We start from the raw sequence: 21,225 nt of genomic DNA on the forward strand, positions 1-21,225 counted from the left end.
ATGATCTCGAGCGGACTCCCGTCCCGGTGCTACACGAGGTGGCGCCGCGCGGCCCCGCTACCGATGCTGCGCGGGGTACTGCGGTTGCGACGGGTAGTGCTGCGGCGGGTACTGCTGGCGCGGCGCACCGGCAGGCGGCTGCCCGGTCCCCGACAGCGGATGGCGCTGAGGGAAACTCGGCTGGTGCGCGGGGTAGCTCTGCTGCTGCACCGGGGAGTTCGGCTGCTGTGCGGGATAGGACCGGTCGGGATAGGTCCGCGGTGCGGGCTGCGCCGAGACCGCCGGGTCGTGCGCCGGGGCGGGGAGTTCCGGCACGGGCGAGCCGGCGACGGGTGACTCGGGCGCCTCGGGCTCCGACGGCGGGATCTTCGTGGATTCCTTGCCCTTGCCGTACCGCTCGCCCAGGCCCCGATACGCGCCCGGCCGCACCCGTCGCGCCCATTGCGCGCTCCTGCTGCGCAGCGGCAGTTTGAACCTCAGATCGGCCGACAGTTCGTCGATGGTGTGCAGGGTGAACGGGGTGACGGTGGTGCCGTGCGCGTGGTGTCCGCCGGTGCCCGCGGTCATCCAGCGCAGACGCTCGTCGATGCGCGCTTCCCGCTTCTCGGCGTCGGGCAGGGTCAGTCGGCCCGCGAGCAGCGCGGCGATCCAGTGCGCGGTGACCTCGGCGGTCAGCGGAGCGAGCAGGCCGGAGTTGTAGCCGGCGAAGGTGATGTTCTCGACCTCGGTCGGCAGGATGTTGCGATGCAGGCGGAAGTTGCCGTCCTCATCGGTGAGCCTGCGCTGGATGTAGGGCGTGAGGAAGCCGACGCGCTGGTGGAAGCCGGTGGCGGCGACGACCAGATCCGCGTGCAGCGCGGAGCCGTCGGTGAGGTGGGCGGCGGGCGGGCCGGGCCTGCCGGACAGTTCGGACACCTCAGTGTCGCGGATCACGCGGATCGCGCCGGCGCGGACCTGTTCGAAGAAGCCCTCGGTCACCACGCTGGTGGTGCTCTGCGCGATCTCCTCGAACCGGCCGTCGGGCACCAGATCCAGCTCGCGCAGGCCCAGTCTCTTGATGGTCATTTCCTGGACCACGTCGAAATCGCTGTCGCGGAACGATCGTCCCGCGCCGTGCAGGAAGCGTTCGGCGCCGCGCGGAGCGTGGTACCGGAAGTGCGCTTCGCCGAGGCGGCTCAGGAACAGTCGTTCGAAGTCCAGACCGTGGCCCAGGCTGCGCGGCATCTTCCACAACAACCTGCGCGCCACCACCGTTGTGCTCGTGGCGACGTGGCTGACGGCTTCGGCGATGTCGCAGGCGGATTGGCCGTAACCGACGATCACGACGTTCTTGCCGCGCGCGGACTCCAGGTCGAGGAACCGCGAGGAATGCACCAGGGTGCCTCCGGCCGCGGAGAAGGCGGCGGCGCCGCGGTAGTCGGGCACGGCGGGCTCGCTGAACACGCCGTTGGCCACGACCAGGTGATCGCAGGAGGTGCGGTGCACGCCTGCCTCGTCGCGGATCTCGAGCAGCCAACCGCTGTCGACCGGGTCGGCGGCGACCACCTCGGTGCCCAGGCGCATGACCTCGTCGAGGCCGAAGTTGTGGGCGTAGCGTTCCAGGTAGGCCTGCACCTGGGCGCCGTCGGGCACCTCCGGGTACTCCTCGGGCATGGGGAAGTCCGAGAAATGGTAGGTCAGCTTGCTGTTCTGCAGCCGCAGACCGGGATAACGCCTGGTGGCGCTCCAGACCCCGCCCACGTCGGGTGCGCGATCGAACACCTCGACGGCGAAACCCTGCCGGCTCAACACCTTCGCGCAGGCGAGGCCTGCAATGCCCGCACCTACGATCGCGACGCGGTTACCGCTCGTCATGGGCTCCGAGCCTACCCGCCCGGAGCCCGTCGGCTGTCCCCGCCGTCGAGATCGAGGGCCGGGCAGTCGCCGGTCGTGGTCCGCGGACGTGCTGTACTGGACCGATGAGCAATGCGTCGGTGATCGTGGATCGAGCCGGACTGTGGGACGCCGAAGCCCTCAGCGACGTCGCGGCGGCCACCTTCCCGCTGGCCTGCCCGCCCGGATCGAGCGCCGAGGACATCGCGATCTTCGTCGAGCAGGCACTTTCCGGTGAACGCTTCGGCGAATATCTCAACGACCCGGACCGCACCGTGCTCAAGGCGGTGGCCGCGGACGAGATCGTCGGCTACGCGATGCTGCACGCGGGCGCCCCGGCGGACCCAGAGGTCGCGGCGGCGGTGGATCTGCACCCCGCATTGGAGATCAGCAAGATGTACGTGCTGCCGGGACATCACGGGACCGGGGTGTCGAGCGCGCTGATGGAGACGGCGCTGCAGATCGCCCGTGAGGGCGGGTATCCGGGAGTGTGGCTGGGGGTCAACCAGTTGAACGCGCGCGCCCAGCGGTTCTACGCCAAGCACGGTTTCGAGATCGTCGGGACGAGAACCTTCACCGTCGGCCGCGAGGTGCACAACGACTACGTGATGCGCCTGCTGTTCTGAACCGGCAGGCGCGCGCGGGCGAGCGAACCACTAGGACGAGGACGCGGCGGCGGCCTCGAACCTGGACAGTGCGAGCAGCCGGGAGATGGCCCGCAGGTACTTCTTGCGGTAGCCGCCGTCGAGCATCTCCTGGGAGAAGATCTCGTCCAGCTTGGCCCCGGACACGGTGACCGGCACACTCGCGTCGTACAGACGGTCGGCGAGCACCACGATGCGCAGCGCGACGGCCTGATCGGTGACCGGATGCACGCCGGAGACGAATACCGCGCTGACACCGGAGATCAGCTCGCCGTACTTCGACGGGTGCAGCTTGCTCAGGTGTGCCAGCAGCGCGTCGAACTCGTCGAGCGTGGAACCCGGTGTGGCCGAGGCCCTTTCGACCAGTTCCACCGACGAGGTGGGGTCGGGGGCGGGCGGCAGGTCGCGATGGCGGTAGTCGGGGCCGTCGACGCGCACGGCCTCGAAGATCGCGCCCAGCTTCTTGATCTCGCGCATGAAGTCCTGCGCGGCGAACCGGCCCTCCCCGAGCTGGCCGGGCAGGGTGTTGGACGTCGCGGCGATGGAGACACCGCGCCCGGACAGTTCGGTGAGCAGCCGCGAGACCAGCATGGTGTCGCCCGGATCGTCGAGTTCGAACTCGTCGATGCACAGCACACTGTTGTCCGCCAGCCGCTCGAGCGCGTTGTTGAAACCGAGCGCGCCGACCAGGTTGGTCAGCTCGCCGAAGGTGCCGAAGGATTTCGGCGCGGGCGAACTGTGGAAGATCGAGGCGAGCAGATGGGTCTTGCCGACGCCGAAGCCGCCGTCGAGGTACAGGCCCGCGCCGGAGACCTGCTTCTTCTTGCCGAACAGGCTCTTCTTGGAGGACGACTTGTGGATCTTGGCGACCTCACCGGCGAAGGACTCGGCCTTGCGCACAGCGGCGGCCTGGCTGGGCTCCTTCGGATCCGGAATGTAGGAGGAGAAGCTGACCTCGTCGAACATGGGCGGCGGCACCATCTGGGCGACGAGCTGGTCGGCCGGAACCTCCGGATGGCGATCGACAAGGCGTTCTTGCATGAACGAAGCCTAATGACGTGGTGTGATCTGTTCTCATGCAGCGTATCCCCAATGCGATCCAGCTCACAGAACTCGATGCCGACGGGCTCGCCGACCACTACGCCTACCCGATGGGACTCGATGCCCCCTGGGTGCGGGCCAACTTCGTCGCCAGCGTCGACGGCGCCGCGACCAGCGGCGACCAGACCGCCGCGCTGGGCACCCCGGCCGACAAGACCGTGTTCGGCCTGCTGCGCGATCTAGCCGATGTGATCCTGGTCGGCGCGGGCACGGTGCGCGCGGAGAACTACGGCGGCGCCCGCACGAATCGGCAGCGCCGCCGGTCGCTCCACGACCGCGCGCGCGGCGGGGACGCCGAGGGCGCGCCGCCGCCGATCGCGGTGGTCACCGCGAGCGCCGCGCTCGATCCGGACAGCAGGCTGTTCACCGACACCGAGGTCGCGCCGCTGATCCTCACGACCTCCACGGCCCTGGCGGACCGTAAGAAGGCGCTGGTCGAGGCGGGAGCGGAGGTGATCGAGGCGGGCGGCGTGGCGATCACGCCGGCCGGGCTGCTCGCCACACTCGCCGAGCGGGGGCTGCACCGAGTGCTGTGCGAAGGGGGACCACATCTGTTCGGCGAACTGCTCGAGGCCGATCTGATCGACGAGCTGTGCCTGACCACCGCCCCATTCCTGGTCGGCGGCACCGCGCGACGAATCTCGCTGTCCGCGCATGAGTTCCGGCATCGGATGCATCTGCGTCACGTCCTGCTCGACGCCGACGGAACCATCCTGACTCGCTGGGGTCGTCGGTGAAACAACGGCCCGCACCTGGCAGGCTGTAACGCATGCGCTGGACCCGAGCCGCTGTGCTGGCCTCGACACTGTCGATCGTGATCGCCGGATGCGGTGTGGGCCCCTCCGATCGTCCCGGTGTCGCGGTGGAGCGACCCGCGGTCGGCGGGCCCGCGACCGAGGAGTCGACGCCGGCCGAGCCGCCGCGCGCCGAGCTGCCGCAGAGCGATCTGAGCTGGACCGAATGCACCGAACCGACGCTGCGGCTGCTCGGTCTGGGGCCCGCGCCCGCGGGTCTGGTGCTCGAATGCGCCGAGTACTCCACCCCGATCGACGCGGCGGGCACGGTGATCGGCGACTTCCGTAACGGGGCGATGCGCGCGCGACTGGCCCAGACCCCGTCCGATGTCGCGCCGCTGGTACTGACCTCGGGCGCGGACCGGTCTTCCACCGCCACCCTGGCCGGTCTGGCCGTCGGCCCGAACGGCGGTCTGCTGGCCGAGCGCCCGATCGTCGCGGTGGACCGCCGCGGTATCGGCACCTCGCAGCCCATCGACTGCCTGCCGCTCGACGTCAGGCAGAACCTGATCGATCACGCTCAATTCGGCCCGGGCACCGACCCGGTGACGGCGATGGGGGAACTGAGCCAGGAGGCGACGATCTCCTGCCGCGATTTCCTGCAGCCCTACGAGAGCACATTCGACGCCTCGCACGCCGCCGACGACATCGAGCAGCTGCGCAGGCAGTGGCAGGTCGAGCACATCGACATGATCGGCACCGGCAACGGCGCCGTGGTCGCTTTGTCCTACGCCCGCAAGTACGGCGATCACCTGGCCCGGCTGATCCTCGACGCACCCGAGGCGGTCGCCACCGGCGCGGTCACCCGGCAGGAACAGCGCCTGCGCGGCGCCGAGGCGGCGCTGACCGCCTTCGCGCAACGCTGCGCGGCCCAGGGCTGCGCGCTCGGCGCGGACCCGCGCGCGGCCGTGGCCGATCTGGCGCGGCGAGCCGGTGCGGGCGAATTGGGCGACCTGTCCGAGGCGGCGCTGCTCACCACGATCTCCGGATTCCTCGGCGCACCGCGCGCCGACCAGTCCGCCCGGGTCGCCGAACTCGCCGACGCGCTGGCCGCGGCGAGTACCGGCGACCGTGCCGCGCTGGACAACCTGGTGCTGCGCGAGACCGCGGCGACCGCGGGCGACGGGCAGTTCGTCAATCGCTGTACCGACACCCAGCAGCCGCCGACGGCGACCGAGGCCGCCGAGCTGGCCCAGACCTGGGGCGGGACCTATCCGGTGTTCGGCAGGCAGGCGGCCATCGGGCTGATGATCTGCTCCGCCTGGCCGGTGTCCGAGCCGCCCGCGACGCTCGGTGAACTCGGGCTGCCGGTACTGGTGCTGACCGGTGTCGCCGACCCGGTGGTGGGCGACGGCGGAGGGTCCTCGGTCACCGGTGCGCTCGGCGCGGCCGGTGCGCGGCACGCCACGGTCGGCTGGCAGGGCTGGGGGCATCCGGTGTTCACCCATTCCAGTTGCGCGCAGCGGATCGTCTCCGACTATCTGAACGAGGCGAGGCTCCCGCGCGACGGAAGTGCCTGCCCCGCCTGACGTCGCTCCGCATCGGCCGGAAGATCAGCCAGGAGATCCGGCCCGGGACTCGATCCGGAATCGGCCTGTGACGGCGCGCCGGGACATATCCCGGCAACCCGCCGCGCACCCGGCCGGTGTACCGTGCCCCAGTGTTCCTTCGACAGCTAGAGCCCCGCACAGCTCGCACCACCGCCGAGGTGATCAGGTTCGCACTGTGGCCCATCGCGGTCATGACGGTGCTGAACAGGGTGTTCATCAAGGCTGTCAACGGCTTCATCACCGATGACTACCGGCCGGTCTACAACGCCTCGCTGGCGTTCCTCAACGGGCAGCCGGTCTACAACGCGGACTTCAACTCCGTCGACCCGCACTATCTGTATCCGCCGGGTGGCACGCTGCTCATCGCGCCGATCGCACTGATCGATCCGGAGAAGTCGCGCTGGTGCTTCATCCTGCTCAATGCCGCGGCCATTCTGCTGGCCTGGTATCTACTGCTGCGGCTGTTCAAGTACACGGTGAACTCGGTGGCCGCGCCCGTCCTGCTCCTGGCGATGTTCATGTCCGAGACGGTGATCAACACGCTGGTGTTCACCAATGTCAACGGCTGCATCCTGCTCGCCGAGCTGGCCTTCCTGCATCTGATACTGCGCCGCCGCGATCTGTGGGCGGGCGCTGTGCTGGGACTCAGTATCACGGTGAAGCCGACGCTCGCACCGCTGATCCTCATACCCATCGCGCGCGGGCAGTGGAAAGTACTGTTCACCGCTGTGGGCGTGCCTGTCGCGCTGAACGCGATCGCCTGGCCGCTCATCGAGGACTCCGGTCAGTTCGTCAGCCGTACCCTGCCGTACCTGTTCGAGACCAGGGATTACTTCAACAGCTCCATCGTCGGCAACGCCGCGTACTACGGCCTGCCCGATTGGCTCACCTGGGGTATACGGATCGGTTTCGGCGTGCTGGTGGCCATCTCGCTGTGGCTGCTCTACCGGTACTACCGGCAGGACGAACTGTTCTTCGTCACCACATCGTCGGGTGTGCTGCTCACCGCGTCGTTCGTGGGGCTCAGCCTCGGCCAGATGTACTACTCGATGATGCTGTTCCCGTTCCTGATGAGCGTGGTGCTGCGCAATTCGGTGCTGCGCAACTGGCCGGCCTGGCTGGCGGTGTTCGGGTTCATGTCCTACGACAAGTGGCTGTCGGACCGCTGGCAGGACCTCGGACGCAATCTCGAGTACCTACGTATCACCTTCGGTTGGTCGCTGCTGCTGATCGTGGTGTTCTGCGTGCTTGGCGACCGGTACCTGGCCGCCCGGCGCGAGGGTAGGCTCGACTCCGGCCTCGACCAGGACTGGATGCGCGACGCGCCGGATCCGCGCAACGCCGCGCCCGCTCTCGAATCCGGCGCCGCCCCCGCCCGCGCCACCGGAGCGCCCTCGCCTGCCGAGCGCCCCGAGGAGCCCGAACCGGAACTGGCGAGGGCCACCCCACACAACGGCAACTGACGCGAACGCGCGGGCCCGATACGCTCCGAGCCATCGGGCAGCGGCGCCTGTGCGGTGAACGTATTAGCGTGGAGCCATGAGTTCCGACGCCGACGCCGCCCTCCCCGCGCCCAGGATCCAGCTGAGCCCGCAAGAGTGGCGGGCCAAGCTGGATCCCCAGGAATACGCGGTCTTGCGTGAGGCCGCGACCGAACGCCCCTTCACCGGGGAGTACACCGACACCGAGACCGAGGGCGTCTACAGCTGTCGTGCCTGTGGCGCCGAGTTGTTCCGCAGCACCGAGAAATTCTCCTCGCACTGCGGGTGGCCGTCGTTCTTCGATCCGGCCGATTCCGAGGCGGTGTTGCTGCGGGCCGACGACTCGATGGGCATGCGCCGGGTGGAGGTGCTGTGTGCGAACTGCCACAGTCATCTCGGCCACGTCTTCGAAGGCGAGGGGTACGCCACCCCGACCGACAAGCGTTACTGCATCAACTCCATCGCGCTGCGACTGCACCCCTCGGACAGCGCAGCGCGATGACGATGACGTCGGTCGCGACACAGCGAACGCGCAGCGAATACTAGACGACAGCGCCGCCCGGCACCTGCCCCGAATGATGTGGGCAGGTGCCGGGCGGCGCTGTCGGCTTGTACGAGCGGCCGGTCTCAGGGCAGGGCGGTGACCAACTGCTCGAGGTCCACTCGCGGGCCGGTGAAGAACGGCGTCTCCTCGCGCACGTGCAAGCGGGCCTCGGTGGCGCGCAGGTCACGCATCAGATCGACGATGCGATGCAATTCGGGGGCCTCGAAGGCGAGGATCCACTCGTAGTCGCCGAGGGCGAAGGAGCTGACCGTGTTGGCCCGCACGTCCGGGTATCCACGGGCGGCCTTGCCGTGGTCGGCGAGCATCTTGCGGCGCTCGTCGTCGGGCAGCAGGTACCACTCGTAGGACCGCACGAACGGGTACACGCAGATGTAGGCGCCCGGATCCTCCCCGGCCAGGAACGCCGGGATGTGACTCTTGTTGAACTCGGCCGGGCGGTGCACCGCCACATTGCTCCACACCGGGTCGCTCGCGCGGCCCAGGGCGGTGGTGCGGCGGAAGTCGGCGTAGGCGGCCTGCAGATCCTCGATCCGCTCGGAATGTGTCCAGATCATGAAGTCGGCGTCGGCGCGCAGACCCGCCACGTCGTAGACGCCGCGCACCACCACGTCCTTGTCGGCCAGCCCGTCGAAGAAGGCCTGGGCCTCCTTGATCGCGGCCGCCCGGTCGTCGCCCAACACACCCGGCTGCACCTGGAACACCGAGAACATCAGGTATCGGATGGTGGAGTTGAGAGCTTGATAATCCAGTCGCGCCATGACACCCATCGTGCCACTGCGCTACCCCCTCTCCGCTACTGGGCACGGTCACGGGCGTTCGCCCCCATTCGCCGCCCGAACCGGGCCGAAGGCCCCCGCCGTATCGAGCAGAACCGCCCTACCGCTCGTCGCGCCTCCCGCACTCCGCCACGCGGGCGCGAACCGCCGGGCGTCAGTGCTTCGCCGATACCGGCAGACGCTCGACGATTCGGCGGGCCGCCGCATCCCCGGTCGCCACGCAGGCCGGCACACCGACACCGTGCAGATAGGCCCCCGCGACCGCGAGGCCGTCGAATTCGGCGACCGCGGTCTCGATCTCGGCGATCCGGTCGAGATGGCCGGGCGCGTACTGGGCCAGCCCACCACGCCAGCGCTGGACGACGGCATCGGTCGGGGCGATCGGCACGCCGGTGACGGTGGCCAGGTCCTCGGCGGCGGCGGCAACGAGTTCCTGGTCCGGCCAGGCCAGCGTGGAATCGTCGCCGAACTTGCCGAACGAGGCCCGCACCAGCGCGTCCGGGCGTTGCGCCAGATGCGGCCACTTTCGGCTGGACAGCGTGAAAGCCTTGGCGCGCAGCGCCTCTCCGGTCGCGACGAGAATTCCGGAATTGTCCGGCAGCGCGGTGTCGGCGGGCAGCGTCATGGCCACGACCGCCGAGGACGACACCTCGATGCCGCCTGCCGCGGCCGCCGCACCGGGGGCCACATAACGCAGCAACCGCGCCGCGGCCGGGGCGGGCGCGGCCAGCACGACCGCGTCGACCAGCCCGATCGGGTCGAGCACCCAGCCGGCGGTCGCGCGCGCCAGCCGGGTCGCCGCGGTGCTCCCGACGATCCGCACCGCCGAGGACCGCACCAGAGCCTCGATCAGCACTCGGTAGCCGCCACGCAGAGCGCCGAACACCGGCGTCGTGGACGGTGGCGGCAGCGCGGCGGAGACCGCGTGGGTGAGGCTCGGCGCGCCGTCGTCCAGCGCGGCGGCGAGAGTCGGCAAGGCGGCGCGAACACCGATGGAGCGCGAACTTCCCGCGTACACCCCGCCCAGCAGCGGATCGACGCTGCGTTCGACGACCTGCGCGCCGAACCGGTCGGCGACCAGGCTGTGCACGTCGATGTCGCTGTCCGGGTACCAGGCCAGCGGCCGGGTCGACTCCCCCGCGATCCGCTCCAGAGTCTCGTCGTCGACCAGGCCCCGCATCGACTCCGCGGCCGACGGGATGCCCATCAGGGTGCCCGTCGGCATAGGATGCGCGGCGCCACCGGCCCACAGCAGCGGGCTCCTGCCCGCCGGGTACACCAGTTGCTCCGCGAGGCCGAGCTCGCGCAGCAGAGCGGGGACCTCGGGGCGGCGGCCGACGAAGGCCTCCGCGCCCAGGTCCAGCGGTTCCCCGTGGACATCCGGGGTGTACAGGATGCCGCCCACCCGGTCGGACGGGTCGAGCAGAACCAGATCGGCCTGCGGACCGAGCAGGGTCCGCAGCCGATGGGCCGCGGCGAGACCACTGATCCCGCCGCCGACAATCGCGATCCTCATACCCAGCGACGGTAGTCCGGTGGGCGGGCGGCCGGGCAGAGGCTGTCGTCCATGTCACCGCCGGGCATTCGGCCTCAGAGCTCGTGGACCAGTTCCACCAGCGCGGTGAGCACACCGGGGTCGGTGTCGGGCAGCACGCCGTGGCCGAGATTGAAGATGTGACCGATCGCGCCGAGCACCATGGCCTCGTCGGCTTCGGCGACGATCCGGCGCGCATGCGCCTCGACCGCCTCCGGACCGGCGAACAGCACCGCCGGATCGAGATTGCCCTGCAGTGCTTTCCCCGGGCCGATGCGACGCACGGCCTCGGTCAGCGGCACCCGCCAGTCCACCCCGACCACGTCGGCCCCCGCCTCGCCCATCGCACCGAGCAGCTCGCCGGTACCCACGCCGAAGTGGATGCGCGGCACGCCCGCGTCGGCGACCTCGGCGAAGACCCGCTCCGAATGCGGCAGCACGAACTCGCGGTAGTCGGCCAGCGACAACGCCCCCGCCCACGAGTCGAACAGCTGTATCGCGTCCACGCCCGCGTCCAGCTGAGCGCGCAGGAACGCGATGGTGATGTCGGTGAGCGCGCCGAGCAGTTCGTGCCAGGTCTTCGGATCGGCGTACATCATCGCCTTGGTGCGCTCGTGGTTCTTGCTGGGGCCACCTTCGACCAGGTAGGAGGCCAGGGTGAACGGCGCACCGGCGAACCCGATCAGCGGGGTGTCGCCGAGCGCGTCGGTCAGCAACCGCACGCCCTCGACGATGGCACCGACCTCTTCGGGCCGCAGTCGCGGCAGCGCCCGTACGTCGGCGACGGAACGCACCGGCGAGGCGACCACGGGGCCGACGCCCGCCACGATGTCGAGGTCGATACCCGCCGCCTTGAGCGGAACCACGATGTCGGAGAACAGGATCGCGGCGTCGACGCCGTGCCTGCGGATCGGCTGCAAGGTGATCTCGCAGACCAGCTCGGGATCGAAGCAGGACTCCAACATGCCGATCCCGGCGCGCAGCTCACGGTACTCGGGCAGCGAGCGCCCCGCCTGACGCATGAACCAGACCGGACGGTGGCTCGGGGTGGCGCCCGTCGCGGCGGCCAGGAACGGGGCGTCGGTCAACCGACGGCGGCTGTGGGTGCTCACCCGGCCATCGTATGCGGCGGCGCGCCTCCGACTGCGCCGGGTCGGTAGCGGATACGGTCAGGCCCGTGACACCGCTCGACTTCCGCGACGGCGCCGCAACGACCGAAGGACCCCAGGGCGAGCCTCCCCTGTTCCGCGCCGCGGTCGATGCGATGGGCACCGCGACATGCCACCCCCGGATCGAGCTGGCGCCGATCCGGCCGCCGCAGCGGCTCGCGCCGTACTCCTACGCGGTCGGCGCCGAGGTCACCCACCCCGAGACCGGCGCGGTTCCGGTCGATTCCGAAGGAGACGCGTTCGGCAGATTGATTCTGCTGCACGATCCCGAAGGCGACGAAGCCTGGCACGGCACGTTCCGTCTGGTCGCCTACATCCAGGCCGACATCGACGCCGCGCTGGCCACCGACCCCCTGCTGCCCGAGGTGGCGTGGAGCTGGCTGGTGGACGCGCTGGAAACACGTTCGGAGCCGTTCACGGCGCTCGGCGGCACGGTCACCTCCACCAGCTCGGTCCGCTACGGCGACATCGCGGGACCGCCGCGCGCCCACCAACTGGAGCTGCGCGCCTCGTGGACTGCGCTCACCACCGACATGCGCCCACACGTCGAGTCCTTCTGCGAAGTACTCGCCTACTCGGCCGGTCTGCCGCCCGCCGGCATCACCCACCTGCCTCCGCCGCCCTATACCACCCGCAAGCCGGAGTGACGGCAACGTAGAGTTCAGGGCTATGCCGGTAGCAGAACAGCCCGGGCAGGGCAGCGCGGAAGTCAGTACAGCCGAGCCTCTGCTCGCCCCGGTAGACGGAGTGCCCCCGGTGCTGGGCACCGCGGGCGAGATCGCCGAAGCGGCCGAACGCCTCGCTTCCGGCACCGGTCCGCTGGCCGTCGACGCCGAACGGGCCTCCGGCTTCCGCTACTCGGCGCGGGCCTATCTCATCCAGCTGCGCCGGGCCGGGGCGGGCACATTCCTCATCGATCCGATTCCGATCGCCGATGCGCTCGGGCCGCTGGCCGAAGTGATCAACGACCTGGAATGGGTGTTGCACGCCGCCGACCAGGATCTCCCCGGACTGGCCGAGCTGGGACTGTACCCGGCGCGGCTCTACGACACCGAGCTCGGCGGTAGGCTGGCCGGCTTCGAGCGCGTCGGGCTGGCGGCGATGGTGGAACGGCTGCTCGGTCGCTCGCTGCGCAAGGGGCACGGCGCGGCCGACTGGTCCACCCGGCCGCTGCCCGCCGAATGGCTCAACTACGCCGCACTCGACGTGGAGTTGCTGCTGGAATTGCGCGACGCCGTGGACGAGGATCTGCGGGCGCAGAGCAAGCTCAGCTGGGCGGAACAGGAATTCGAACACGTCCGGCAGGCCGGTCCGCCCGCCCCCAAATCCGAGCGCTGGCGCCGCACATCGGGTATCCACACCTTACGCAAGGCCAGGCAGCTCGCCGCCGTCCGGGAATTATGGACCGCACGCGACACCCTGGCCCGCACCCGCGATATCGCGCCCTCGCGCATCCTGCCCGATTCCGCGATCGTCGCCGCGGCGAGCGCCGACCCCCGCAGCATCGCCCAGCTCCGCGCCCTGCCGGTCTTCGGCGGGCCACGCCAGCGCCGCTACTCCAGGGAATGGCTGGCCGCCCTGGAGACCGCCCGCGGCCTTCCCGAGACCGCGCTGCCCCCACTCAGCCAGCCGTTCGACGGCCCGCCCCCGGTCAACCGCTGGGAGCGGCGCGACCCGGTCGCCGCCGCCCGCCTGGCCCGCGCCCGTGCCGCGCTCAACGACCTGTCCATCGAGCACACCGTCCCCATCGAGAACCTGCTGGCCCCGGACGCGGTGCGGCGGCTGTGCTGGGACGGTCTGCGCGATTACTCCCGGCCCCGCGCCCCCGGGGAGTTGGCCGCCGAGATCGAGGGCTTCCTCGCCGCGAGCGGCGCCCGGCCGTGGCAGCGCGAACTCACCGTCGCCCCGCTGACCGCGGCCCTGACTCCCGAACAGCCCGAGGACTGAACAGCGCGGGTCAGTGTGCGCCCAGCCAGCCCGCGACGCGACGGGCGACTTCCGGAGATGTGAGGCCCAACTGCTGGAGTACCTCGTCGCGGGAGGCATGGTCCAGGAATTCCTGCGGCACACCGAGATCGCGGGTGGGCACGTCCAAGCCCGCCGCGCGCAGGGCCGCCGAGACGGCGGAGCCGATGCCGCCATGCAGACCGCTGTCCTCCAGGGTGACCACGAGGCGATAGTTCTCGGCGAGCTTGACGATGGAATCCGACACCGGGAGCACCCAGCGCGGATCGACGACCGTCACCGAGATGCCGTCGGCGGCCAGCAGGTCCGCCGCCTCGAGCGCGGTCCCGGCGAACGGGCCGACGGCGACGAGCAGCACATCACCGTGCTGGGTCTGCGCGGCTGATTCCGGGTCGGCCGGCCTCAGCACATCGATGTCCTCGAGCCGCTCGACGGCGACGATGTCCTCGCCGACACCGCCTTTCGGGAACCGCAGCACGGTCGGGCCGTCGGTGACGGCCAGTGCCTCGGCGAGTTCCTCGCGCAGGGTGGCGGCATCACGCGGCGCGGCGACCCGGATGCCGGGGATGATGCCGAGCACCGACAGATCCCACATGCCGTTGTGGCTGGCGCCGTCCGGACCGGTGATGCCTGCCCGATCGAGCACGACGGTGACCGGCTGCCGCAGCAGTGCCACATCCATCAGCAACTGGTCGAAGGCGCGGTTGAGGAAGGTCGAGTAGATCGCGACCACCGGGTGCATTCCGCCGAGGGCAAGGCCCGCCGCGGAGGTCATGGCGTGCTGCTCGGCGATGCCGACGTCGAACATGCGGTCGGGGAAGGCTTCACCGAACGCGGCCAAGCCGGTCGGTCCCGGCATGGCGGCGGTGATGGCGACGATGTCCTCGCGCAGGCGCGCGTGGCCGATCAGTTCCTCGGAGAACACCGAGGTCCAGCCGCGCGCCTTCTTCCCTGCCAGCGGGCGGCCGGTCAGCGGGTCGATCGGGTCGCAGGCGTGCATCTGGTCGGCGATGTTCTTCTCGGCGTGCTCGTAGCCGCGGCCTTTCTGGGTCACCGCGTGTACCACCACCGGGCCGCCGAAATCCTTGGCGCGGCGGAGCGCGGCTTCCACGGCGGCCACGTCGTGCCCGTCGACCGGGCCCACGTACTTGATGCCCAGATCGCTGAACAGCTCCTGCGGGCTCACCGCGTCCTTGATGCCCGCTTTCACCGCGTGCACCATCGAGTACGCCGACTCCCCCACCCGCGGGATGCTCTTGAGCAGCCGCTTACCCGCGTCGAGCGCGTGCTCGTAGGCGGGCTGGGTGCGCAGCGCGGTCAACCGGTCGGCCAGGCCGCCGATGGTGGGCGCGTACGAGCGGCCGTTGTCGTTGACCACGACGACCACCGAGCGGTCCTGTCCGGCGGCGATGTTGTTCAGCGCCTCCCAGCACATTCCGCCGGTGAGCGCCCCGTCACCGACGACCGCGACCACATGACGATCCTGCCCGCGCAGCGCGAAGGCCTTGGCCAAGCCGTCGGCGTAGGACAGCGCGGCCGAGGCGTGCGAGGACTCGACCCAGTCGTGCTCGCTCTCGGCGCGGCTCGGGTAGCCGGACAGCCCCCCGCGCTTGCGCAGATCGTCGAACTGGTCCTTGCGACCGGTCAAGATCTTGTGCACGTAGGCCTGATGGCCGGTGTCGAAGATCAACGGGTCGGCCGGTGAGTCGAACACCCGGTGCAGGGCGATGGTCAGTTCGACAACCCCGAGGTTCGGCCCCAGGTGCCCGCCGGTGGCCGCGACCTTGCGCACCAGGAACTCGCGGATCTCCTCCGCCAGCTCCGGTAGTTCGGCCACGTTCAGCCGGCGTACGTCTTCGGGTGAATCGACCCCGGAAAGCACTCCCACCTGAACTCGCTCCCTCCGGATTTCGCATCTGATCCGCTCAGTCTACGGAGCGTCGGCGGCGAACTTCGGCGACCTCGGTCCGCGGGGCGCGATCGCCGCGGGAAAACGCCTCGTCACCGCGGCGCGACGCACAGCGCGCGACGCCGAATGTGAGCCCTCGCACCACCGGTCGGCCGCGCTTTCGCGCCGTCGCGAGGGACTGGACCTACAGTGTGGACATGAGCAGCGACGGCTCGGCCCGGCACGAGGCCGCGACGGTGACCGTGTTCGGGCTGGGCCGGGTGCACGCCACACCGGACCTGCTCCGGCTGACCATCTCGGTGGAGTCGCGCGCCGACCGGGTCGCCACCGCCTACTCCCGTGCCGGGGAACGAGCGGCCGCGGTCACCGCGTCGCTGCGCGGCAACGGGGTCGACGACGTCGACATCGCCACCAGCGGGCTGATGGTGCGCACGGAGACGGTGTGGGGCGACAACAGGGAACGCATCGTGGGCTATACCGCGGGCACCGGCCTCACCGTCACGCTGCGCCGGATCGGCCCGACCGCCACGCCCGGCCCGGCCGCGATCATCGCCGCGGCCATCGACGCCGGTGGCGACGACGTGCGGCTGGGCGGGCTGGTCCGCACCGTCGCCGATCAGGAGGGCTTGTCGGCTCGCGCGCGCGACGCGGCCTGGGACGACGCACTGGCCAAGGCCGAGCGCTACGCGCGGCGCGCGGGCCGCACGCTGGGTCGGGTCGCCGAGATCACCGAGAGCATCGAAGCGGCGCCGCAGTTCGCGCCGAAGATCCGCGCGGTGGCGGCGATGGCCGAAACCGCGGGCAGCGCGCCGGTGCCGGTGGAACTCGGGGAATCGGAGATCACGGCGAGCGTGCGGGTCAGCTGGTACCTCGAGTGACACCCCCAGGGTGGACCTCCGCGCTCCGGCCGATGCGTCGACCGGCTCAGCGGGTCAGCAGGGCCACGCATTCGACGTGGTGCGTGGCCGGGAACGCGTCGAAGACCCGCAGGTCGGCGAGTTCGTAGCCGGCCCGTCCGTAGAGGCCGAGGTCACGGGCGAAGGCGGCGGGATCGCAGCCGATGTGCACGATCCGCTCGGGACCGGCCGCGGTCACCGCGGTCACCACGTCCTTGCCCGCGCCCGCTCGGGGCGGATCGAGGACGACCACTCGAGGCGTCTGCGCGATGTGCTCGGCGAGCCACCGCTCAACCCGGTCCGACCGCAGGTCGACCCACGGCTGATCGCGCAGCGCGGCCCGGCCGTCGGCAACCGCGGCGCGCGAGGACTCCACCGCCAGAACCGCGCCGCCGGGGCCCACCTGCTCGGCGAGCCGGGCCGCGAAGACCCCCGCGCCGCTGTAGAGATCCCAGGCACTGTCCCCGCCCGACAGCTCGGCCCACTGCCCGATCAGATCCGAATAGCACTGCGCCGCGTCGCGATGCGCCTGCCAGAAGCCGGTGGCCGACACTTCCCATCGCCGACCCGCGACATACTCGACCGCGCGGCCGGAGCCCTCGACGATCCGTTCCGCCCGGGGCGCGTGGGCGGCGGCGCGCCGAGCGGCGGCGGCACCACGCCGACCGGCTGGTCCGCGGCGCCCGCCGCCCCGATCGGTACGGCCACGGTGCTGCGGCGCGGCGGGGGCGAGTTCGACGATGTGGCGCAGACCGTCGCCATCGAGTGCGATGACCAGATCCGCACCCGGTGTCCACTGCTGTTCGGCGATGTCCGCCAGCATGCCGGGAACCGGTTGCGGGCAACGCAGGTCGGCGATCACCGCATCGCTGCGGTAGCGGTGGATACCGGCCCGGCCGGACGCGTCGACGGGCAGCCGCACCCGGGTGCGCCAGCCACCGGTGGCCTCGGCGGAGCGCTCGGAGATCGGCTCCACGGTCACCTCGCGGTCGAGTCCGCCGATACGTCGCAGCAGCTCACCGACGACCGAGGCCTTCAGTGCGCGCTGCGCGGCGGGAGTCGCGTACGCGAAGTCACAGCAGCCCGCGCCGCCCGGTCCGGAGACCGGGCACGTACTGGGCACCCGGTCGGCGGAGGACTCCAGGATCTCGATCGCGTCCGCGCGGCAGAATCCGCCGCCGGCATCCTCGGTGACCCGAGCAAGTACCACCTCCCCCGGCAGTCCGTGCCGAACGAAGACCACCCGGCCCTCGTGCCTGCCGACGCAGAACCCGCCGTGCCCGGGCGGTCCGAGCCGGATCTCGAAGGTCTGGCCCAGCCAGTCGCTCACCTGATCACTACCGTTCGCATCGTCTCCGCTGTTCCCCGTGCCGCTGCCGCGACCGGGTCAGCCGTGCTCCGCCTCACTGCTGATCCCCGCCGCGCCGCTGATCCCCGTAGCCGCGCCGGACCGAGCCCGGCGCGTTGACCACTCCGGGCTGTCTGGCGGAGGCCGACGAACTGAGCTGCCACGGGACGCTGGTCACCATGACGCCCGGCTCGAACAGCAGCCTGCCCTTGAGCCGCAGCGCGCTCTGGTTGTGCAGTACCTGCTCCCACCAGCGGCCCACCACGTATTCGGGAATGAAGACCGTCACCACGGTGCGCGGGGAGTCGCGGCGCACCCGCTTGACGTAATCGAGCACCGGCTTGGTGACCTCGCGGTACGGCGACTCGATCACCTTCAGGGGCACCGTGACCTCGCTGCGCTCCCATTCGCGCACCAGCGCCCTGGTGTCCTCGTCGTCGACGTTGACGGTGATCGCCTCCAGGGTGTCGGGGCGGGCGGCGCGCGCGTAGACCAGCGCCCGCCGAGTCGGCAGGTGCAGTTTGGAGACCAGCACGATCGCGTGCGACCGGCTGGGCAGCACGGGGTCCCATTCGTACTCGTCGAGTTCCTTGGCGACAGCGTCGTAGTGGCGCCGGATCATCTTCATCACCACGAAGACCACGACCATCAGCAGGATCGCGATCCAGGCTCCGGCGAAGAACTTCGTCACCAGCACGATGATCAGCACCGCGCCGGTGGCGGTCAGACCGACGGCATTGACCACCCGCGAACGCTTCATCCGGGCGCGATGCGACGGATCGGTCTCGGTGCGCAGGTGTCGCGTCCAGTGGCGCAGCATGCCGGTCTGGCTCAACACGAACGAGACGAACACCCCGACAATGTAGAGCTGGATCAGCTTGGTCACCTCGGCGCCGAAAGCGACAACGAACGCGATCGCCGCGCCGGAGAGGAACAGGATGCCGTTGCTGAAGGCCAGCCGGTCGCCACGGGTGTGCAACTGACGCGGCAGATAGCGGTCCTGGGCGAGGATCGAGCCGAGCACCGGGAAACCGTTGAACGCGGTGTTGGCCGCCAGCACCAGGATGAGCGCGGTGACGATGGTGACGAAGAAGAATCCGATGGGGAAGCCGTCGAACACCGTGCGGGCGAGCTGGGCGATGAGCGTCTTCTGGTGGTAGTCCTCGGGCGCTCCGGTCAGATGGCCGGTGTCGTGGGCGTAGACCACCCCGATCTTCTGCGCCAGTATCAGCATGCCCATCAGCATGGTGATCGCGAGGACGCCCAGCAGCAGCAGCGTGGTCGCGGCATTGCGGGACTTGGGTTTGCGGAAGGCGGGCACACCGTTGCTGATCGCCTCGACGCCGGTGAGCGCGGCGCAGCCGGAGGAGAACGAGCGCGCGATCAGGAACGCGAAGGCCAGTCCGTAGAGATGCTCCTCCTCGGCCTCCAATCCGAAACCGGCGGATTCGGCACGCAGCGGTTCGCCGAGCATGTAGGTCTGGATCAGGCCCCAGCCGAGCATCAGGAACATGCCGAACATGAAGGCGTAGGTGGGAATCGCGAACATGGTGCCGGATTCGCGTACCCCGCGCAGATTGAGCGCGGTCAGCACGGCGATGGCCACGACGGCGAACAGCACCTTGTGGGTGTCGACGAAAGGGATCGCCGAGCCGATGTTGGCGGCTGCCGACGAGATCGACACCGCCACGGTGAGCACATAGTCGACCAGCAGCGCGCTGCCCACCGTGAGCCCCGCGGTCGGGCCGATATTGGTGGTCGCCACTTCGTAGTCACCGCCGCCGGAGGGGTAGGCGTGCACGTTCTGCCGGTAGCTGGCGACCACGATCGCCATCACGAACGCGACCGCCAGACCCACCCACGGCGCGTAGAGGTAGGCCGACACGCCCGCGACGGACAGCATGAGGAGGATCTCCTCGGGCGCGTATGCCACCGAGGACAACGCGTCGGAGGCGAAGACCGGCAGCGCGATGCGCTTCGGCAGCAGAGTGCTCCCCAGCGAGTCGCTGCGAAAGGGCCTGCCCAGCAGCATGCGCTTGGCCGCTGTCGTCAACTTGGACACCGGAGCGAGCATAGATCCCCGGACACTTGCGCGCGCCGGGGGTGGGCGGATGCGCCGCGCACCGGGGTTTGGCGCTGATCACGGTGGGGAAACCGGCCCTCGGGCACTGGGCAGAGTAGGTTGTGAGCGCACTACCGCTCGCCCGGTCCCCGACGGACCGTCCACGGGCGGGCGGCGGTCGCGATATCGGCAGGAAACGAGGGGTTGTGCGGTGTTCGTAGTGGTCATGGGGTGCGGGCGGGTCGGCTCGTCGCTGGCGCGTGCCCTGGTGCGGGTCGGACACGAGGTCACCGTCATCGACCGGGACTCCAGCGCATTCCTGCGGCTCGGCGAGGATTTCGCCGGTCAGCGCGTGGTCGGCGTCGGCTTCGATCGTGACGTACTGACCCGGGCCGGACTCGGGCGCGCCGACGCCTTCGCGGCGGTCTCCTCCGGTGACAACTCCAACATCATCTCCGCGCGGGTCGCGCGGGAAACCTTCGGCGTCGAGCGCGTCGTCGCCCGCATCTACGACGCCAAACGCGCCGCCGTCTACGAACGCCTCGGCATCCCCACCATCGCCACCGTGCCGTGGACCACCGACCGGTTCCTGCGCACGATCATCGGCGACACCGGAACCACCACCTGGCGCGAGCCCACCGGCACCGTCGCGGTCACTCAGCTCGCGCTGCACGAGGACTGGTTCGGCCGCACCGTGCAGGACCTGGAGCGGGCGGTCGGCGGCCGGGTGTCGTTCGTGCTGAGATTCGGACAAGCGCTGCTGCCCGAGGGCAAGACCATCGTGCAGGCCGATGACATCGTGTATGTGGCGGTACCTTCCGGCCTGGTCGGCGAGGCCGTCGCGCTGGCGGCCGAGCGCCCCGTGAAAGAGGACTGATCATGAAGGTGGCCATCGCCGGCGCGGGCGCTGTCGGGCGTTCGATCGCCAGGGAACTGTTGCGTGGCGGGCATCGGGTGATGCTGCTGGAGCGCCAGCTCGACCACATCGACCACCAGGCCATTCCGGACGCGGTCTGGGTGCATGCCGACGCATGCGAACTCGCGCTGCTCGAGGACGCCGAGCTGGAAACCTACGAAGTGGTCATCGCGGCTACCGGCGACGACAAGGTGAACCTGGTGCACAGCCTGCTGGCCAAGACCGAGTTCGGTGTGCGGCGGGTGGTGGCGCGGGTCAACGATCCGCGCAACGAGTGGCTGTTCGATTCGGCGTGGGGCGTGGACGTGGCCGTGTCGACCCCGCGGCTGCTCGCCTCGCTGGTGGAGGAAGCGGTCTCGGTGGGTGATCTGGTGCGCCTGATGACGCTGCGTCAGGGGCAGGCCAACCTGGTGGAGATCACCCTGCCCAGCGACACCGCGCTCGCTGGCAAGCCGGTTCGGGCGCTGACCTTGCCGCGCGATGCCGCGCTGGTGACGATTCTGCGTGGCGGCCGGGTCATCGTGCCGCAGGCCGACGACCCGTTCGAGGGCGAGGACGAGCTGTTGTTCGTGACCTCGGTGGAGGCCGAGGAGGATCTGCGCGTGGCGCTGGCCGACCACGGCATCAGGCCGTAACACCCCGA

18 protein-coding genes are annotated in these 21,225 nt (G+C 70.2%); 10 read left to right on the top strand and 8 right to left on the bottom strand.

Going from position 1 to position 21,225, the window contains the following annotated elements:
* Window positions 1–57: 57 nt before the first annotated feature.
* Complete coding sequence (locus IU449_RS08075) at window positions 58–1,854, bottom strand: flavin-containing monooxygenase (protein ID WP_324188130.1); 1,797 nt, start codon at window positions 1,852–1,854, stop codon at window positions 58–60.
* Between the two features lie 104 nt (window positions 1,855–1,958).
* On the opposite strand from IU449_RS08075, the gene IU449_RS08080 reads away from it, so the two are divergent.
* Complete coding sequence (locus IU449_RS08080; protein ID WP_195001252.1) at window positions 1,959–2,498, top strand: GNAT family N-acetyltransferase; 540 nt, start codon at window positions 1,959–1,961, stop codon at window positions 2,496–2,498.
* Window positions 2,499–2,528: 30 nt separating this feature from the next.
* Here the strand turns inward: IU449_RS08080 and zapE are convergent, their stop codons facing one another.
* Window positions 2,529–3,557: a cell division protein ZapE gene (zapE, locus tag IU449_RS08085; RefSeq protein WP_195001253.1), complete on the bottom strand. Its 1,029-nt coding sequence runs from the start codon at window positions 3,555–3,557 to the stop codon at window positions 2,529–2,531.
* 35 nt (window positions 3,558–3,592) lie between these two features.
* Here zapE and IU449_RS08090 point away from each other — a divergent pair, with 35 nt between their 5' ends.
* From IU449_RS08090 to msrB, 4 genes are all read left to right on the top strand, one after another.
* Entirely contained in the window at window positions 3,593–4,354 is a 762-nt protein-coding gene (locus tag IU449_RS08090; protein WP_195001254.1) for a pyrimidine reductase family protein, read from the top strand.
* 32 nt (window positions 4,355–4,386) lie between these two features.
* Window positions 4,387–5,940, top strand: coding sequence for an alpha/beta hydrolase (locus IU449_RS08095; protein ID WP_195001255.1), 1,554 nt, complete (start codon window positions 4,387–4,389; stop codon window positions 5,938–5,940).
* Between the two features lie 116 nt (window positions 5,941–6,056).
* Window positions 6,057–7,424, top strand: a complete 1,368-nt coding sequence (locus IU449_RS08100) for a glycosyltransferase family 87 protein (protein ID WP_195001256.1) — start codon at window positions 6,057–6,059, stop codon at window positions 7,422–7,424.
* Window positions 7,425–7,500: 76 nt separating this feature from the next.
* Window positions 7,501–7,944: a peptide-methionine (R)-S-oxide reductase MsrB gene (msrB, locus tag IU449_RS08105; protein ID WP_195001257.1), complete on the top strand. Its 444-nt coding sequence runs from the start codon at window positions 7,501–7,503 to the stop codon at window positions 7,942–7,944.
* A 125-nt stretch (window positions 7,945–8,069) separates the two neighbouring features.
* Here msrB and hemQ read toward each other — a convergent pair whose 3' ends face one another.
* The 3 genes from hemQ to hemE form a co-directional block, all read right to left on the bottom strand.
* Window positions 8,070–8,765 (bottom strand): hydrogen peroxide-dependent heme synthase, encoded by a 696-nt coding sequence (hemQ, locus tag IU449_RS08110; RefSeq protein WP_195001258.1) that lies wholly within the window; start codon window positions 8,763–8,765, stop codon window positions 8,070–8,072.
* 172 nt (window positions 8,766–8,937) lie between these two features.
* Entirely contained in the window at window positions 8,938–10,299 is a 1,362-nt protein-coding gene (locus tag IU449_RS08115) for a protoporphyrinogen oxidase (protein ID WP_195001259.1), read from the bottom strand.
* A 74-nt stretch (window positions 10,300–10,373) separates the two neighbouring features.
* Entirely contained in the window at window positions 10,374–11,429 is a 1,056-nt protein-coding gene (gene hemE / locus IU449_RS08120; RefSeq protein ID WP_195001260.1) for a uroporphyrinogen decarboxylase, read from the bottom strand.
* Window positions 11,430–11,581: 152 nt separating this feature from the next.
* On the opposite strand from hemE, the gene IU449_RS08125 reads away from it, so the two are divergent.
* Together IU449_RS08125 and IU449_RS08130 are read left to right on the top strand one after the other, a co-directional pair.
* A complete protein-coding gene (locus tag IU449_RS08125) occupies window positions 11,582–12,133 on the top strand; it encodes a DUF3000 domain-containing protein (protein ID WP_228804271.1) in 552 nt (183 codons plus the stop codon).
* 22 nt (window positions 12,134–12,155) lie between these two features.
* Window positions 12,156–13,433, top strand: a complete 1,278-nt coding sequence (locus tag IU449_RS08130; protein ID WP_195001262.1) for a ribonuclease D — start codon at window positions 12,156–12,158, stop codon at window positions 13,431–13,433.
* Between the two features lie 10 nt (window positions 13,434–13,443).
* On the opposite strand, the gene dxs is transcribed toward IU449_RS08130, so the two are convergent.
* Complete coding sequence (gene dxs / locus IU449_RS08135; protein WP_195001263.1) at window positions 13,444–15,339, bottom strand: 1-deoxy-D-xylulose-5-phosphate synthase; 1,896 nt, start codon at window positions 15,337–15,339, stop codon at window positions 13,444–13,446.
* A 218-nt stretch (window positions 15,340–15,557) separates the two neighbouring features.
* Here dxs and IU449_RS08140 point away from each other — a divergent pair, with 218 nt between their 5' ends.
* Complete coding sequence (locus IU449_RS08140) at window positions 15,558–16,238, top strand: SIMPL domain-containing protein (RefSeq protein WP_195001264.1); 681 nt, start codon at window positions 15,558–15,560, stop codon at window positions 16,236–16,238.
* Between the two features lie 46 nt (window positions 16,239–16,284).
* On the opposite strand, the gene IU449_RS08145 is transcribed toward IU449_RS08140, so the two are convergent.
* A complete protein-coding gene (locus IU449_RS08145; protein WP_195001265.1) occupies window positions 16,285–17,586 on the bottom strand; it encodes a class I SAM-dependent RNA methyltransferase in 1,302 nt (433 codons plus the stop codon).
* 73 nt (window positions 17,587–17,659) lie between these two features.
* Window positions 17,660–19,666 (bottom strand): APC family permease, encoded by a 2,007-nt coding sequence (locus IU449_RS08150; protein ID WP_195001266.1) that lies wholly within the window; start codon window positions 19,664–19,666, stop codon window positions 17,660–17,662.
* A 211-nt stretch (window positions 19,667–19,877) separates the two neighbouring features.
* Here IU449_RS08150 and IU449_RS08155 point away from each other — a divergent pair, with 211 nt between their 5' ends.
* Together IU449_RS08155 and IU449_RS08160 are read left to right on the top strand one after the other, a co-directional pair.
* Window positions 19,878–20,543 carry a potassium channel family protein gene (locus IU449_RS08155; protein ID WP_195001267.1) on the top strand — a complete coding sequence of 222 codons (666 nt, stop codon included), beginning with the start codon at window positions 19,878–19,880 and terminating at the stop codon, window positions 20,541–20,543.
* A 2-nt stretch (window positions 20,544–20,545) separates the two neighbouring features.
* Window positions 20,546–21,217 carry a potassium channel family protein gene (locus tag IU449_RS08160; protein WP_067853628.1) on the top strand — a complete coding sequence of 224 codons (672 nt, stop codon included), beginning with the start codon at window positions 20,546–20,548 and terminating at the stop codon, window positions 21,215–21,217.
* Window positions 21,218–21,225: the final 8 nt, after the last annotated feature.

The sequence above is a fragment of the Nocardia higoensis genome (assembly GCF_015477835.1).
GTDB lineage: Bacteria > Actinomycetota > Actinomycetes > Mycobacteriales > Mycobacteriaceae > Nocardia > Nocardia higoensis_A.